The organism is Mucilaginibacter ginsenosidivorans, assembly GCF_007971025.1.
Classification (GTDB): Bacteria; Bacteroidota; Bacteroidia; order Sphingobacteriales; family Sphingobacteriaceae; genus Mucilaginibacter; species Mucilaginibacter ginsenosidivorans.
The window spans coordinates 914741-929136 of record NZ_CP042436.1; the positions used below are offsets into that span (position 1 = coordinate 914741).

The 14396-nt window shown below is 46.6% G+C and carries 17 protein-coding genes; 12 read left to right on the forward strand and 5 right to left on the reverse strand.

Features of this window, described 5'->3' with window-relative positions; genetic code table 11:
* Positions 1–6: 6 nt before the first annotated feature.
* The 4 genes from FRZ54_RS04190 to FRZ54_RS04200 are packed head-to-tail and all read left to right on the forward strand — an operon-like array spanning position 7 to position 1631.
* The gene (locus tag FRZ54_RS04190) at positions 7–912 is read left to right on the forward strand and encodes a prohibitin family protein (protein ID WP_147030394.1); all 906 of its coding nucleotides are present in this window, start codon (positions 7–9) and stop codon (positions 910–912) included.
* Between the two features lie 7 nt (positions 913–919).
* A complete protein-coding gene (locus FRZ54_RS04195; protein ID WP_147030395.1) occupies positions 920–1147 on the forward strand; it encodes a hypothetical protein in 228 nt (75 codons plus the stop codon).
* Positions 1148–1149: 2 nt separating this feature from the next.
* Entirely contained in the window at positions 1150–1308 is a 159-nt protein-coding gene (locus tag FRZ54_RS24330) for a hypothetical protein (protein WP_187359740.1), read from the forward strand.
* An 11-nt stretch (positions 1309–1319) separates the two neighbouring features.
* The gene (locus FRZ54_RS04200) at positions 1320–1631 is read left to right on the forward strand and encodes a hypothetical protein (protein WP_147030396.1); all 312 of its coding nucleotides are present in this window, start codon (positions 1320–1322) and stop codon (positions 1629–1631) included.
* Positions 1632–1646: 15 nt separating this feature from the next.
* Here FRZ54_RS04200 and FRZ54_RS04205 read toward each other — a convergent pair whose 3' ends face one another.
* Entirely contained in the window at positions 1647–2654 is a 1008-nt protein-coding gene (locus tag FRZ54_RS04205; RefSeq protein WP_147030397.1) for a dipeptide epimerase, read from the reverse strand.
* Positions 2655–2797: 143 nt separating this feature from the next.
* On the opposite strand from FRZ54_RS04205, the gene pafA reads away from it, so the two are divergent.
* The 5 genes from pafA (at position 2798) to tsaA (ending at position 7829) form a co-directional block, all read left to right on the forward strand.
* On the forward strand, positions 2798–4498 hold the full coding sequence (gene pafA, locus FRZ54_RS04210) for an alkaline phosphatase PafA (RefSeq protein WP_147030398.1): 1701 nt from the start codon (positions 2798–2800) through the stop codon (positions 4496–4498).
* An 82-nt stretch (positions 4499–4580) separates the two neighbouring features.
* Positions 4581–5204, forward strand: a complete 624-nt coding sequence (locus FRZ54_RS04215) for a thiamine phosphate synthase (protein ID WP_147030399.1) — start codon at positions 4581–4583, stop codon at positions 5202–5204.
* Positions 5205–5311: 107 nt separating this feature from the next.
* Positions 5312–5881 (forward strand): thiamine diphosphokinase, encoded by a 570-nt coding sequence (locus FRZ54_RS04220; protein WP_147030400.1) that lies wholly within the window; start codon positions 5312–5314, stop codon positions 5879–5881.
* Positions 5882–6151: 270 nt separating this feature from the next.
* On the forward strand, positions 6152–7306 hold the full coding sequence (locus FRZ54_RS04225) for a DUF6515 family protein (RefSeq protein WP_147030401.1): 1155 nt from the start codon (positions 6152–6154) through the stop codon (positions 7304–7306).
* A 118-nt stretch (positions 7307–7424) separates the two neighbouring features.
* Positions 7425–7829, forward strand: coding sequence for a tRNA (N6-threonylcarbamoyladenosine(37)-N6)-methyltransferase TrmO (gene tsaA / locus FRZ54_RS04230; protein WP_147030402.1), 405 nt, complete (start codon positions 7425–7427; stop codon positions 7827–7829).
* 3 nt (positions 7830–7832) lie between these two features.
* On the opposite strand, the gene FRZ54_RS04235 is transcribed toward tsaA, so the two are convergent.
* Positions 7833–8669 carry a 3-keto-disaccharide hydrolase gene (locus FRZ54_RS04235; RefSeq protein WP_147030403.1) on the reverse strand — a complete coding sequence of 279 codons (837 nt, stop codon included), beginning with the start codon at positions 8667–8669 and terminating at the stop codon, positions 7833–7835.
* Positions 8670–8850: 181 nt separating this feature from the next.
* Here FRZ54_RS04235 and FRZ54_RS04240 point away from each other — a divergent pair, with 181 nt between their 5' ends.
* Both FRZ54_RS04240 and FRZ54_RS04245 read left to right on the forward strand, forming a co-directional pair.
* Positions 8851–9669 carry an SDR family NAD(P)-dependent oxidoreductase gene (locus tag FRZ54_RS04240; RefSeq protein ID WP_147030404.1) on the forward strand — a complete coding sequence of 273 codons (819 nt, stop codon included), beginning with the start codon at positions 8851–8853 and terminating at the stop codon, positions 9667–9669.
* A 79-nt stretch (positions 9670–9748) separates the two neighbouring features.
* Positions 9749–10639: a helix-turn-helix domain-containing protein gene (locus tag FRZ54_RS04245; RefSeq protein ID WP_147030405.1), complete on the forward strand. Its 891-nt coding sequence runs from the start codon at positions 9749–9751 to the stop codon at positions 10637–10639.
* Positions 10640–11032: 393 nt separating this feature from the next.
* Here FRZ54_RS04245 and FRZ54_RS04250 read toward each other — a convergent pair whose 3' ends face one another.
* Positions 11033–11656, reverse strand: a complete 624-nt coding sequence (locus FRZ54_RS04250; protein ID WP_147030406.1) for a response regulator transcription factor — start codon at positions 11654–11656, stop codon at positions 11033–11035.
* A 153-nt stretch (positions 11657–11809) separates the two neighbouring features.
* Positions 11810–12649, reverse strand: a complete 840-nt coding sequence (locus FRZ54_RS04255) for a universal stress protein (protein ID WP_147030407.1) — start codon at positions 12647–12649, stop codon at positions 11810–11812.
* A gap of 233 nt (positions 12650–12882) precedes the next feature.
* Between FRZ54_RS04255 and FRZ54_RS04260 the strand changes: the two genes are divergently transcribed.
* A complete protein-coding gene (locus FRZ54_RS04260) occupies positions 12883–13572 on the forward strand; it encodes a GNAT family N-acetyltransferase (protein WP_147030408.1) in 690 nt (229 codons plus the stop codon).
* Here the strand turns inward: FRZ54_RS04260 and xth are convergent.
* Positions 13569–14342 (reverse strand): exodeoxyribonuclease III, encoded by a 774-nt coding sequence (xth, locus tag FRZ54_RS04265; protein ID WP_147030409.1) that lies wholly within the window; start codon positions 14340–14342, stop codon positions 13569–13571. The genes FRZ54_RS04260 and xth overlap by 4 nt on opposite strands.
* Between the last annotated feature and the right edge of the window lie 54 nt (positions 14343–14396).

Genomic DNA, 14396 nt, shown 5'->3' on the forward strand with positions numbered 1-14396 from the left:
AAAATCATGGTTATCGCAATTTTAGGGGTCATTGTGCTTATTGTCGGCATAGTACTCAAGCGCTCGCCCGAACCGGCCAGCCATTACGGACGTCTTGTGCAGATCATCGGCGTCGCTGTTGTTTTATTAGGGCTGGGTGCATCTATGTTCAAGCAGATTGGCGCGGGCGAGGTCGGCGTGCAAACACTGTTTGGAAAGGTGCAGAACCGGGTGCTTCAAAGCGGCCTTAATATTGTGAATCCGTTGGTTGAGGTAACAACTTTCGATACCAAAACACAGAACTATACAATGAGCGGCGTTAACGACGAAGGCACAAAATCGGGTGACGATGCCATCAGGGTTTTATCATCCGATGGCCTGGAAGTGACCATCGACCTTTCGGTTCTTTATAAGGTTAATCCCGAAAAAGCGCCTTTTATCTTACAAAATATCGGCCCGAATTATGAGGATAAAATAGTGCGCCCGGTTTCGAGGACGGCCATACGCGATAACGCGGTTAATTACCAGGCCGTCGACCTGTATTCGACCAAAAGACAGGAATTTCAGCAGCGCATAAATCAAACTATCGAACAAAGCTTTGCAAAAAATGGGCTGCTGTTACAGCAAATATTGGTACGCAATATTACGCTGCCCGCGTCGGTAAAAGCAAGTATCGAATCAAAGATCAATGCCGAACAGGACGCACAGAAAATGCAATTTGTGTTGCAGAAAGAACGGCAGGAGGCTGACCGTAAACGTGTTGAAGCACAGGGTATAGCCGATTACCAGAAAATACTTTCGACCGGGCTGTCAGATAAGCAGCTCATCTACGAAAGCATCAAGGCGCAAAAGGAAATCGCCTTATCGCCAAATGCCAAGGTGATCATTATCGGCGGGGGCAAGGGGAATCCGATTATGCTGAGTGATAAGTAAGAGTTATATGAAATACATTTTTGCTATTATTTTCTTATTTTTTTCATCGGTTGTTTTTGCACAATATAAAAATCAAGATCTGGTTGGGAAATGGGAAGGCGCAGACAGCCAGGGCACTAAAGCCTCCATTCAATTCCTGGATACCACTAAGGTAATTGTAATTATCAATGGCAAAGCTATGCCCCTTACACCTACGTCACCGGGCTGCCAAAAAACCCGGCAAAACTTGATATAACCATGCTTATCTCAGGTGGGCAGTCAGCAACGCTGACAGGGTTCCTGCTCTTTGTAGACAATAATACCATCAAATGGCAGATATTCCCGGATGGGAACCGAACTGAAAACTATGACGAGAACGCGACCGGCCCGATAATCACTTTAAAACGAACTAAATAGAATAGTAAGCATTGAATAATATCCTGAAAGCCGATACTCCCTCCAGCCTGTTGATCTACTACATCATCGGGTTGGTATTGCTGGTAGGCGCGCATCATCTTTCTCCAACAAACCTGGCGGGTCCCGGGTTAGATCTGCCTGCCTTTTTTATTTATTTTATATTGGCTCTTTACCTTTTTTTAAGGACACTTTTACGTGTATCTAAATTAAAAAGGCCGTTAACAAGGCAAATGGCTGTTAATGTATTCCTGTCTTACATCATTAATTTCATTGGGGCCGCCGTTGTCATCATCCTATTTTTTACCCCGTCAAATTCATGGTAATACTGCAGAAGCGGATCAGCTTAAGCCCAAACCAGGCGCGCTTGTCAACACCCATTTCCCATCCTTAAACTCCGGCATTTTGAAAGGATTATTACTCACCAGGAAAGGTCCGTCAATATCGGCCCAGTCGCATTGAGGGGCAAGTGCAGCGGCGGCAAGTGTGGCGCAGCTGGTCTCGCTCATACAGCCGATCAATATTTTAAGGCCAAATTCTTTCGCCCTTTTGATCATCTGGTGTGCTTCGTACATTCCTGCTGATTTCATCAGCTTAATATTGATACCATTGTAAATTCCATTCGCTTTATCCACATCCCCCAAACGCTGTACGGCTTCGTCGCCGATGATAGGTATAGGGCTGCGTTCGCTTAGCCAGGCATTGCTGGCCGGGTCGGTTTTAGCAAAAGGTTGCTCTATTAGTACCACGCCCTTCTCCTGTAGCCAGTGGCACATATCCTGGCTTTGCCGCAAATCCGTCCAGCCCTGGTTGGCGTCGACATATAGTGGCAGCCCGGTAACCGAACGAATGGTGTTGATCAGTTCTTTATCGCTGTCGCGGCCAAGCTTTACTTTGATGATGCGGCAATCTCCCGCCCCCTTCACTTTTTGTATCAAAACTTCAGGAGTATCGATGCCTACGGTATAGCTGGTTAAAGGCATCAATGCCGGGTTGCTGCCCAATAATTGCCAGCAGGGTTTACCCCGAAGTTTACCGTCAAGATCGTGTAAAGCGATGTCAATGGCCGCTTTGATCGCCGGATTTCCCGGGGCAAGGCTATCGAGATAATGAATGATCGACCCAAAATCAAATGGATATTTGAATTGAGTAATATCGACTTTGGTCAGAAACTCAGCGGCTGTTTGATGACTCTCGCCCATATAGGGCACCATCGAGGCTTCGCCGTAACCGGTGTAATCTTCATGTTTGATCTCCAGCAGCATCAAAGGAGTAGACGTGCGGGAGAATTTAGCAATGGTAAAAGGATGTTTTAGCTCGAGTTCGAAGGGCCGGTATGTTAGTTCCATGTTAAAGCTCAAAGCTAAAATATTTCGGCAAAATTTCGTGTGAATGGGTCAACCACATGGTGACGTTCGCTTTAAATTGCCGTAACGTAAATATCACATTGATTTTTGTTAGCATTGCTGATATTTGCCATAAAAAATCCGGGATGAAGATAAAATACCTGCTCATACTATTACTCGCCCTTATTGCCGTTAATACATCGGCCCAACGCAAAAAGAAAAAGACGCCTGTAGCCAATAATACCATTACCGTCGCTGCTGCCGACACGCTTGCCCGCCCCAAGCTGGTGGTGGGTATCGTGGTCGACCAGATGAGGTGGGATTATTTATACCGGTTTTACGACCGCTACCAGGCCAATGGGTTTAAGCGTCTTTTGAATGATGGCTTTAGCTGCGATAACACTTTAATAGATTACATTCCTACATTTACGGCACCGGGCCATACCTGTGTTTATACCGGGTCGGTACCGGCTATACACGGTATTGCAGGGAATGATTTTATAATACAGGCGACGGGACGATCGGTATACTGCACCGAGGATACCACAGTGGCAACTGTTGGGAGCACTTCAGCCGCGGGGAAAATGTCGCCGAGGAACCTGCTAACCACTACGGTTACCGACGAATTGAGGCTGGCCACCAATTTCCGCTCAAAGGTGATCGGCATAGCACTAAAGGATAGAGGTGGTATACTGCCTGCCGGTCACACCGCGAACGCAGCCTATTGGTTCGACGACAAAAGTGGCAACTGGATAACCAGCACCTATTACATGAACGACCTGCCGCAATGGGTAAAGGATTTTAACGATCAAAAACTGCCTGAGACCTATTTGAAGCTTGACTGGAACACGCTTTATCCTATTGATACCTATGTACAAACGCTGCCCGACAATAGCAAGTACGAGGGGAAATTCAGCGGTGCCGATAGTCCGACCTTCCCGGTAAAAACATCCTCTATATATAAAAAGACCGGTCTGGGTTTGATCCGTTCGACTCCTTACGGTAATACACTGACGCTTGACCTGGCTGTAGCAGCCATCAACGGCGAGCACCTTGGCCAGCACGATGTGACCGATTTTTTGGCAGTGAGTTTTTCTTCGACTGATTATGTAGGGCACCAGTTCGGACCAAATTCCGTCGAGATCGAAGATGTTTACCTGAGACTTGACAGGGATTTTGCTTCGCTTTTCACCTTCCTGGACGCCAAAGTGGGCAAAGGAAATTATACCGTGTTTTTAACCGCCGACCATGGCGCAGCGCATAATACGGCTTTTTTGAACGACCACGGCATACCGGCAAATGTTTGGGAAGACGCTGCAATAAAGGATAGCCTGAATAAACTGCTGTTAAAAAAATATAAAGTTGAAAAGCTTGTCCTTAGCCTGGCCAATTACCAGGTCAATTTCAACTATAAGGACATGAACTATGCTAAACTGGACGAAGATGCCGTTAAAAAGGATTGCATAGCGTATTTGGAAAGATCGCCGGGGGTAGCGTATGCCATCGATATGAAAAATGCCAAAACGGCCAATATCCCCGATGAACTGCGTATCCGCATTATAAACGGTTATAGCCCTGTGCACAGCGGAGCCATTCAGATAATCCTGGAACCGGGCTGGTTTACGGGGCATAGCGGAAGCGAGGCCGGGCCAACAGGTACCACGCACGGCACCTGGAACCCTTACGACGCGCATATACCGCTAGTGTTTATGGGCTGGGGCATACAACATGGCCACTTGAACCGCGAAACGCACATGACAGATATCGCGGCGACCGTTGCTGCGTTATTACATATACAAGCGCCTAATGGATGTATCGGCAAACCGATACCGGAGGCACTTAAATAGACCGGAAGTCCGAAAGACTTTTTAAAACTTTTATAACAAATAATTTCCTGATTTGCCGGCTTTCGGTCTTTCGGACTACATTATGAAGAAATACATCTCCAAATTCCACTACCTGACGCAGAATTTACCTAACCGCAGCCATGCCGACCAGGCGCATATTGCCTGCGGCGCAGGAGCCAACTGGATACAATACCGTTGCCTGACGAAAACGGACCCTGAATTGATAGCGGAAATAAATGAAGTAGCCGCGATTTGCGACGACTGGGGTGCTACGCTGATCCTGGCCAATCATTATCACTTGCTCGACCGGGTTGACGCCCAGGGAGTGCACATCGAGGATTTTGATGCCGACCTGGTATCCATCAGAAAACATATCGGCGATGACAAAACGCTGGGTACATCGGCTACTAACATCGAAAGCTTGCTGCGTGTACAGGCTACCGGTGTGATAGATTATTGCGGCTATGGCCCCTTTGCTCATACCGACACCAAACCTAATGACAAGCCATTGTTGGGTTTTCAGGGTTACCGGGAGTTGCAAAAGCATCCCGTTGAGATACCGGTAATAGCGGTAGGCGGAGTACAACTGACAGATGTCGAGCCTTTATTGGAAACAGGAGTGTACGGTATAGCTGTTTCCGCTGCTGTAAACCTTGCACCCAACCCGGCAACAGCACTGCGGCAGTTTTATAAAAAGATATATTGACACTAATCACTGATAACCAATTAACTAATCACTAATACCAAACTATTTACTTATTTTTCAGTTTTAGAACTAATCACAACTTAACTAATCTCCAAACCACTAACCCCGTGTCCTCGCACCATATCGTACGCGAAAAACAGGAGCCCGCCTTGCTGGTGGTGGGCCTCAGTAATTTTTCGCCCGAATTGCTGGGTCAACTGCTGGAATGGAGCCCGACGGTGATAGCCACGCAGCAAACCGCCCCGTTGCTGCATCAAAGCGGCATCAAAATAGACTGGATCATCGCGCCGAAAAACTACAAACCCATGCAGCGGGATATCAAAATAATGTCCGCCGGAAGTGATACCCTGGCCGAAGCGGCACTCAAATATCTTGTTACGAACGGCTATCCCGCTGTTAATATTATTACGGACGATCTGCAATTAAAAGATTACCTTTTTTTTACCGATAAGATCAACCTGGTGATATTCCATAATAACCGCAAAATATACCCGGTAAATTCAGGATTCAGCAAATGGAAACCTGCGGGCGAATTTGTTGAGGTGCTTACGCACCCGCACGAACTGCATATAAATGGGCTTGAACCTATAGGAAACCACCGCTTCAAAACTACCAACGACGGTTTTTTCAGCCTTAAATTCGACCAGGCGATGCTATTTATTGCCGAACAATTGTAGATGCAAAACAGTCTTTTACGTCAGTATTCCACGTTAAACCCTCCGGCCCGAATTCAGGTCTATTGGTTGTATGCAGCCGAATGGCTATATTTACATTTACAAGAGGTATTTTTGGGACCAATTATTCATAAACCTGTCACAGTATCACGTAAATTAGCCGTCCACATAATTGATAAAATAATTTAATATTACATTAAACCGTTTAGTAGTTTTTTAGTCTAACAATATACGATGGTGTTAAAAGCACTATAACCTTATAAAATATTCAGCATGAAAAGTCAATATAAATATTTATCAGCCATTGCGCTAAGCGGCTTATTAGGCCTGTTCTTAGCCTTGCCCGCATCCGCCCAGCGAGGCGCCGGCGGCGGTGGCTCACATTCTTCCCCGTCCTCATCGGGCGGTGGAGGTGGTGGCGGTGGTTCGCACTCCGCCCCGTCAAGCAGCGGCAGCAGCTTCCGCCCGTCTACCAGCAGTACTGGTAACAGTGGCAGCTCGTACCGTCCATCGGTTGGCACATCCGGAGGTTACAGGCCTTCCGTTAGTAATTCAGGAGGGTATCGCCCGTCCGTTAACAGCGGAGGTTACCGTCCATCCGTAAGCAGTCCTACGGCAAACAGGTATAATCCGTCTATCAGTAACCCACGTGTGGCCATTGCGCCTCCGCGCGTTAACAGCCAGGGCATCAGGCCGGCCAACCGTATCGGTGTAACTTCGGCTAACCCGGGTTCAATAGGTTACCGCGGTTATGTAGCACCGGGTACAGGTAGCGTTGTAGGCACCCGTGGTTATGTGGGCCAGGGCGGCAGATCGGCAGTAGGTGCCGGCGGCCGAGGTATTTACGCTACCGGTTATTGGGGCACGCACCACTACTACCATTATTATCATGGGTATTATGGAACCTATTATGCGCCACGTCTGGGCTTCAGTATCGGGTTTTTGCCTTACGGATATTATTCGTTTTACTACGACGATTATCCTTACTACTACAGCAACGGCTTGTTTTACAGTTATGATAATAACGAATACACCGTGGTTGAGCCGCCAATTGGCGCCGAAGTGAATGAATTGCCGTCAAACGCGCAATCTATTGTGATCAACGGTCAGCAATACTACGAAGCAAACGGGGTTTACTATGAGCCAATTACCAAGGACGACGGTACAGTTAGTTACCAGGTAGCCGGTAAGGACGGTGAGTTGAATACCAATGACCAGGTTGATGGTGCAGATGGTCAGCAACAGTTGCCCCAGGTAGGTGATATCGTAGAAACCCTGCCACCGGATTGCAAAACAATCAAAATCAACGGCGAGAAATTCTATGTTTCGCCGGACGGTTATTACTACCAGGAAACGCTGGATGCAAACAAGCACAAAGTGTATAAAATTGTTGGTACCCCTTCGGACGAACCCGACGACCAGCAATAAGCGGTACATCAATCTACAGATATTTAAGAAGGGCGTCTTTACGATCAGGTAAAGATGCCCCTCTTTTTTATGATGAAAAAATGATGCACTGGTTGCCCGCTCTCCATATTTTTACTTTATGGAACCAACAATAAAATTCATTGGCAAGATACACTCCCCGCTAAAAAGCCTTGACGATTGCCCACGGCAGGAGGATGAGAATGCGCCAGGCGCGTCGATTGAGATATTTCCTGAATATTCAGAGGGTATACAAAACATTAGTTCCGGGACAGATATTCTATTGTTTACCTGGCTGGATAAGGCCGATCGCACGGTACTGAAGTTGCGGCCCCGCAACGACCCTAACGCCGCGCTAACCGGCGTGTTTTCCACCCGGTCGCCTGACAGGCCAAATCCAATCGGTATTCACGCTGTAAAAGTTGTATCGGTAGCAACGGATGGGAGAATAGAAATTTCCGGCATTGAAGTACTTGACCGCACACCTGTTATTGATATTAAACATATCTGGAAGTATAAGGACTAATCGTTAAAACGCCGGCAATTTATCAATTGGCTGTACTCTGATCTGCCTATAGAATAATTCCGCTCCTTCCGATTGCAATTGTATTTTTCCTTTGGTAAGCGGCAACTCCTGTCCTTTCTCCAACTGCCGGTTATGATACAATACCATCATCAGCTTACCGTTTACAAAGTGCATGCTGGTATCGCCATGACAATATAGGTCGAGCGTATTCCATTGCCCCGATGGCTTTTCGGCATCGCCCTGTTTAATGCAATGGCGCCCCTGTTTACTTTCCTGGCTAAACGTGTACATGGCGCCCAGCTTGTCATAAATGTATTCGGTCTCTGATTTTTTTATAGCCGGAATATCGGCCATGCCACCTGCACAACCCCAATAGTCGCCCGTGTTGCCCTCTTCTACCTGGAACTCCTGCGCCCGCATCCAGGCGCCGTAATCGGCCCCGTATTTACCCACTGAATGATATAGCAGTCCGCTGTCCTTCTTCTTTCCCTTCTTTTGTCCCCAGCTAAGCGCACCCCATTTAAACTGTAGCTGTAAATGGTAATTCTCATATTCCTTATGGCTGATGATCGCCCCCCACCCTTCGCCGGAAATCCGGATCACATTTTCCCCGTTGTCCTTCACTACGCTGAAAACCTGCTTAGGGTCGTTGTTTAAACTTACGGGCTCGTTGGTGACGGGCTTGCCGGCATCGTCAAGAGGCGGGCCCAGGTATGTATCCCATCCGCTAAGGTCCTTCCCGTTGAAAAGGGATTTCCAGTGATCTTTTTTTACAGTCGTGGTAAATGCCAGGGCGATGGCGCAAAAAAATATGGCGAGAGCCAATCCTGCTTTTTTCATAACAGATGATTTAATATATAACTAAGATAGGGCTTATCCGGAACTCCGGTGTGTAACAATATTATTCGGCGCTTTTTGCCTCTATCCGAAAGTTTGTTCCGCAAAATGTATCAGTAGTTGCCGCTTTTGTATAAATGCCGCGGATTACCGCATTATACCTTTGTCCTATAATTATAAAACAATGAAAAAGACAATATTCATCACAGGCGCTTCACGCGGATTTGGTAAGATCTGGGCCGAAGCATTTTTAAAACAAGGTTACCAGGTAGCTGCTACAGCAAGGGATATCAATTCGCTAAACGACCTGGCGAGCCAATACGGCGATGCCGTTCTTCCTATCCAATTGGACGTGAACGACAGGCCCGCGGACTTCGCGGCAGTGAAGAAAGCCGCTGAACATTTCGGAAGTATTGATGTACTGATCAATAACGCGGGATATGGACTGTTCGGCACTATCGAAGAAACCAGCGAACAGGAAGCCAGGGCGCAGATAGAGACTAACGTTTTCGGCTTGCTATGGATAACCCAGGCGGTATTGCCGGTAATGCGCAAACAGAGACATGGGCATATCATCCAGGTGTCAAGTGTATTAGGAGTGGCTACACTGCCGATTTTAGGCGTTTATAATGCCTCAAAATTCGCAGTCGAAGGGCTTACGGAAACCCTTGCCGCCGAGGTAAAAGATTTCGGGATCAAACTCACTTTGGTTGAACCAAATGGTTTCGCAACAGATTGGGCAGGTGCCTCGGCATTGCAAACACAGCAAATGGAAGAGTATGCACCTGTAAGGGCCGCATTCCAGGCGGGTTTGACCGATGATGCATTCGGTATTCCTGAAGCTACGGTTGACGCTATCCTGAAACTTGTTGACACCGCTAATCCGCCGTCAAGGCTGTTCCTTGGTAAAGTTGCCCTTCCGTGGGTAAAACAGGTTTATGCCAACAGGCTGGCTACCTGGGAAGAATGGAACGATGTTGCCGTTGCCGCCCACGGCAAATAATTTTTAACGCGATTATTATTGAAATCAAATGACTGAATCTACGCCTGCATCGGCGTAGATTTATCCTTATTTCCCAGCTATGAAACATTATAAAAGTTTAAGCGAAATGAGCCGCGATAATGGTTTCGCACCGCCCGAAAATCCCCTCCTTAGCCTGGTGCGCTGTAATAATAATTGCGCGCTTGGCAACAGGGCATTTACGACCGATTTCTATATGATCGGGTTTAAGAAGATAAAGTCGGGCGAGTTCCTGTACGGCCGCACCCGGTACGATCATGATGCCGGGTCCATGTCGTTTGTAAAACCACGGCAGGTCATCGAATTTAAAAACCTGGAGCTGGAGGAAGACGGGTTTCTTATTTTTTTTCATGAGGATTTTTTGAACGGGCATCCCTTATTTGACGGCATAAAGAAGTATAGCTTTTTTGATTACGATGTGAATGAGGCCCTGCACCTGTCAGCGGCTGAAGAAAAAACCATTTGGGAGCTTTACGATAAAATAAAAACCGAATACTATAATAACCAGGACGAGTACAGCCGCGAAATAGAGCTTGGCCACATTGATTCTATCCTTAAATATGCCCAACGTTTTTACAAACGCCAGTTCATAAACCGGCACGAAGCAATCGGCAACACGGTATCGCGGTTTAACCATGTTCTGCTGGCTTATTCTGAGAAGAATTTGCTGCAGGAAAAAGGCTTGCCTTCTGTTAAGTATATGGCCGGCGAACTTAATCTTTCGCCGCATTATTTGAGCGATCTGTTAAAGCAGGAAACCGGGAAGACCGCGATCGAACTCATCCATATTTACCTTGTATCCGAGGCAAAGAATCTTCTCAAGGGATCTGATAACAATATTGCCGAGACAGCTTATGCGCTCGGATTTGACAACCTGCCATATTTCTCCCGTTTGTTTAAAAAACAGGTCGGCATAAGCCCGAACCAGTTTAAAAAACGGTTAATGAACTAATTAGGTATATCTGGTATCACTGCGCCCGGTTGTTAAATATACCTCATTTTAGGTACTAACCAGGTGTGTCTGCCCTGCGTAAAAGAACGCATAAAATGATTCAATATGTTTAATATTCCCCGGGCCGATGTTTGGAGATGGAGTGAGAGAAAAAAACATCCCCGGGGAATTTCCTTACGATCCCTGATTATTAATATATACCCCGGCGCCGTGTTTGGTGCAGATGGAAGTGTAAATGAAAATACGCCCGGGGTTTTTTACTTACGATCCCTAATTACTAATATATTTCCCGGTGCCGTGTTCGGTGTTGACAGGCAAGTGAAGAGAAACACGGCCCGGGAATTTTCCTTTGTTCCATGCCGCATTACCGGTCGCATACGCTAAGCGTATTTCTTACGATTTCATCAGGTAAGCTATCAGTTCACCTTTAGAATTAATGTTTAATTTTTTGTAGATGTGTTTAAGATGCTGGTTCACTGTGAAAAATGCAATATTCATGGTTGCCGCTATCATTTTGTTCGACATCCCGGTTATCACAAGGTTGCAAAGGTCCAGTTCCCTTTTAGTAAGGCCATGGTCATGGCCGGGCGCGGATTGCTGTGTCTTCAGTTCAATTAAGTGATTTACTATTGCCGGTGAAAGTGGCGTTCCGCCCTGGTATGTTTTCTCCAATGCATCTTTAATGAACTCCATGCTGCTCGATTTCAGCAGGAATCCCTGTGCTCCATTTTTCAACGCTGTTTGCGCGCTCTCCGGATCATCCATCCCGGAAAGCACGACGATGCGGGCATACGGAAATAACTGTTTTATTTTGTGGATGAACTGCAGGCTGTTGCCCGAGGGCAACGCCAGGTCGAGCAGGATAATATCAGGCGATGAAACGTTTTTTCCCTGGTAAAGGTTTTTCCAATCGGGCAGTGAGAATACGATCTCGAAACCATCACACTTGGCGAAGAATTTTTCATAGATGTCCCTCAGGTATAAGCTGTCTTCAATTATTCCGAGTTTGATGAGCATAGGTAAGGATGTTTTTCAATATTTCGCAGGCGGGGAAGGCCAAGTTAGAAAAAAACGAAATATGATAAAAGCGTGAAAACACCCAATTTTTGCAACCAAAAGTGCCGGATAGTTTTACCCCTGTAAATAGGTCCGCAAAAACATCGGCCGGTGTTATTTATAATGCGCAATAAATAAAGGCATATCAACCTCTTGCATCAAAATGTCGGCCATGCTTGTTTTAAACCACCGGGATACCGACCCCCGTTTGTATGCACCCAAAACTATCAGGATATTCTGCGGTATTTGCTTCAGATAATTTATAATTTCCCGCTCCGGGTTCCCTTTTAATAGGGTGTAAGTAGCGCCGGGGTAGTGACAGTCGGCAAATTCCTTTATAAGTACACCTTCGGGTAGTTCATCTTTATCGGTGGGGTCGCTGACCGATAGGATCTCTGTTTCAATGTTTCTCATCCATGGCATCATATAGTTGAACATTTTTATGGCAAACACCGAAGAGGGTTTACCGTCGTACAGCAGTACAACTTTTGCTAACTCCTTATGGGTATCGGGAACAACCATCACCGGGCATTGCGTACCTTCCAGCAGATCAGCGACGAACCGGGTAGGACGTTCTTCCTCCAGATTGCTGAATGTCTCGGTCTTGCTGATCAATATGAGATCGCTGTAAACGCTTTCTTTAATTACCTCGCTTACCGCAAAATTCTCATCGCGGTGTACAGCGTAGTTAAGCCGCGCTTTTTTGCAGGCATTTTCAAAATGGCGTACAGATTTTTGACGGATCTCTTGATCCCCCGCAAGCAGGTGCTTCAATTTAACCGGCGATATGCCATGACTGCCAATCATATCGCCCATGTGGAAACTATGGTAATGGAACGGTTCCAGGAATACGCCAGAAAGTAAAGCTTTGCTGGCCTCGCCTAATTGAATAGCATATTGCAACGTTCCTTCCGAGAACCTTAATCCATCGAATACGGCGCTTATTTTTTTCATAACCCTGCGTTTTTATTTTTTACTTCGTTTTCAACATATAAGCCAGCTACTTTGCTTGCAATAAATTTCCGTCAATAAAAGCTGATTAGCGGTGATGAGCGTCAATGCAATAAATGACTATCGTCATCAAATCGTTTTGCAATTGGGTATTTTGTGTATCCCTATTGTCAAATGACAGACAGCTTTAATGTTTTATTATGATTAAGTATCGCTTTTTTTAAGTTTGACCCGTGATGGAACACATTTTGGATAATCCTGCGTGGAATGCAATGGCATCGGCTAACAGGCATTTGACTGGCGGTAATGATTCGGCACGGTATTTTGATAAGGCGGTTTCGCCATTTGCCGCGTTGAGAGAGAATTCTCCGAAAAATTTCCTGCTGCTTTATGATCTGCTACCCCGCGATACCATCCTGTTTGTTACCCCTGTGGAAATGGAATTCCCCTGCCAATGGAAGGTTGCTGCTTATATCCACGGTTTGCAGATGGTACATGACGGCTCGGCAATACCAGGAGATATTGCAGCTGACCTTGTTCCTTTAACCAGGGCTCATGTCCCCTTGATGCTGGAGCTTACCAAACTGACCAATCCGGGGCCCTTCGCCGAACGTACCATCGATTTTGGCCACTATCATGGTATATTTGAAGGAGATAAGCTGGTTGCTATGACAGGCCAACGTTTTCATCCGCCTGGCTATGCAGAAATAAGCGCTGTTTGCACTCACCCGGATCATACAGGTAAAGGCTATGCAAAGCAATTAATGATACAGCAAATACACCGTATCCGCCAGGCAGGCGAAACACCGTTTCTGCATGTGCGTTACGATAACCATCGTGCTATAAAAGTTTATGGGAGCCTGGGGTTTGCTACACGACGGGAAGTGCATTTTTATGTGCTGAAAAAAGCTGATCAATCAGCTTAGTGTTCCAACTCCATCCATACCGGCGCATGGTCACTTGTCTTTTCCCAGCCACGTACATGACGGTCCACACCGGCAGCTCTTAAGCGGCTTTCCAGTTGAGGGTTAAGCAGGAAATGATCGATACGCAAACCGGCGTCTCTCCCAAATGCATTCCTGAAAAAATCATAATAGGTATAAATTCTGTCGTTGGGGTGCAGCTTTCGTATAGCGTCTGTCCATCCTTGTTTAAGCAGGGTTTGAAAAGCTTCACGGGTCTCGGGTCTAAAGAGGGCATCGTTTATCCAATTTTCCGGCTTATAAACATCCTGTTCTGTTGGGATAACGTTGTAATCGCCGGTTAGGACAACGGGCATGCCCGACGACAGCAGTTCAGCTGCATGGGTTATCAGCCGGTCCATCCAGCTTAGCTTATAATCAAATTTTGGTCCGGGAGCAGGATTGCCGTTAGGCAGGTACAGGCAACCGATCACAATTCCGTCTACCTCCGCCTCAATGTACCTGCTGTGCTCGTCGGTGGGGTCGCCGGGCAACACCCTGCGCCGTTCGGAGATATTGCCACCGCGCGACAAAATAGCCACGCCGTTCCATGCCTTTTGTCCGTGCCAAATGGCGCTATAGCCCGCATCGTTAATAGCCTGCTCGGGAAAGTTTTCCTGCACAGCTTTCAATTCCTGCAGGCAAACCACATCGGGCCTCGCTTCATCCAGCCAGCGCAGCAAAACCGGCAACCGGGCATTTACACTGTTTACGTTATAGGTGGCTATTTTCATGAAAAGTGACTTTTAGAAAGACTAAGTTAGAAATAAATGATCATAAGCGTAATT

Bases quoted from the DNA above. Each gene is read 5' to 3' on its own strand.
- FRZ54_RS04235 (WP_147030403.1), bottom strand. From the start codon at position 8,669: ATGAAAAAAGCAGGATTGGCTCTCGCCATATTTTTTTGCGCCATCGCC.
- FRZ54_RS04215 (WP_147030399.1), top strand. From the start codon at position 4,581: ATGAAGAAATACATCTCCAAATTCCACTACCTGACGCAGAATTTACCT.
- FRZ54_RS04250 (WP_147030406.1), bottom strand. From the start codon at position 11,656: ATGCTCATCAAACTCGGAATAATTGAAGACAGCTTATACCTGAGGGAC.
- FRZ54_RS04190 (WP_147030394.1), top strand. From the start codon at position 7: ATGGTTATCGCAATTTTAGGGGTCATTGTGCTTATTGTCGGCATAGTA.
- pafA (WP_147030398.1), top strand. From the start codon at position 2,798: ATGAAGATAAAATACCTGCTCATACTATTACTCGCCCTTATTGCCGTT.
- FRZ54_RS04225 (WP_147030401.1), top strand. From the start codon at position 6,152: ATGAAAAGTCAATATAAATATTTATCAGCCATTGCGCTAAGCGGCTTA.
- FRZ54_RS04255 (WP_147030407.1), bottom strand. From the start codon at position 12,649: ATGAAAAAAATAAGCGCCGTATTCGATGGATTAAGGTTCTCGGAAGGA.
- FRZ54_RS04245 (WP_147030405.1), top strand. From the start codon at position 9,749: ATGAAACATTATAAAAGTTTAAGCGAAATGAGCCGCGATAATGGTTTC.
- FRZ54_RS04240 (WP_147030404.1), top strand. From the start codon at position 8,851: ATGAAAAAGACAATATTCATCACAGGCGCTTCACGCGGATTTGGTAAG.
- FRZ54_RS04260 (WP_147030408.1), top strand. From the start codon at position 12,883: ATGGAACACATTTTGGATAATCCTGCGTGGAATGCAATGGCATCGGCT.
- FRZ54_RS04205 (WP_147030397.1), bottom strand. From the start codon at position 2,654: ATGGAACTAACATACCGGCCCTTCGAACTCGAGCTAAAACATCCTTTT.
- FRZ54_RS24330 (WP_187359740.1), top strand. From the start codon at position 1,150: ATGCTTATCTCAGGTGGGCAGTCAGCAACGCTGACAGGGTTCCTGCTC.
- xth (WP_147030409.1), bottom strand. From the start codon at position 14,342: ATGAAAATAGCCACCTATAACGTAAACAGTGTAAATGCCCGGTTGCCG.
- tsaA (WP_147030402.1), top strand. From the start codon at position 7,425: ATGGAACCAACAATAAAATTCATTGGCAAGATACACTCCCCGCTAAAA.
- FRZ54_RS04195 (WP_147030395.1), top strand. From the start codon at position 920: ATGAAATACATTTTTGCTATTATTTTCTTATTTTTTTCATCGGTTGTT.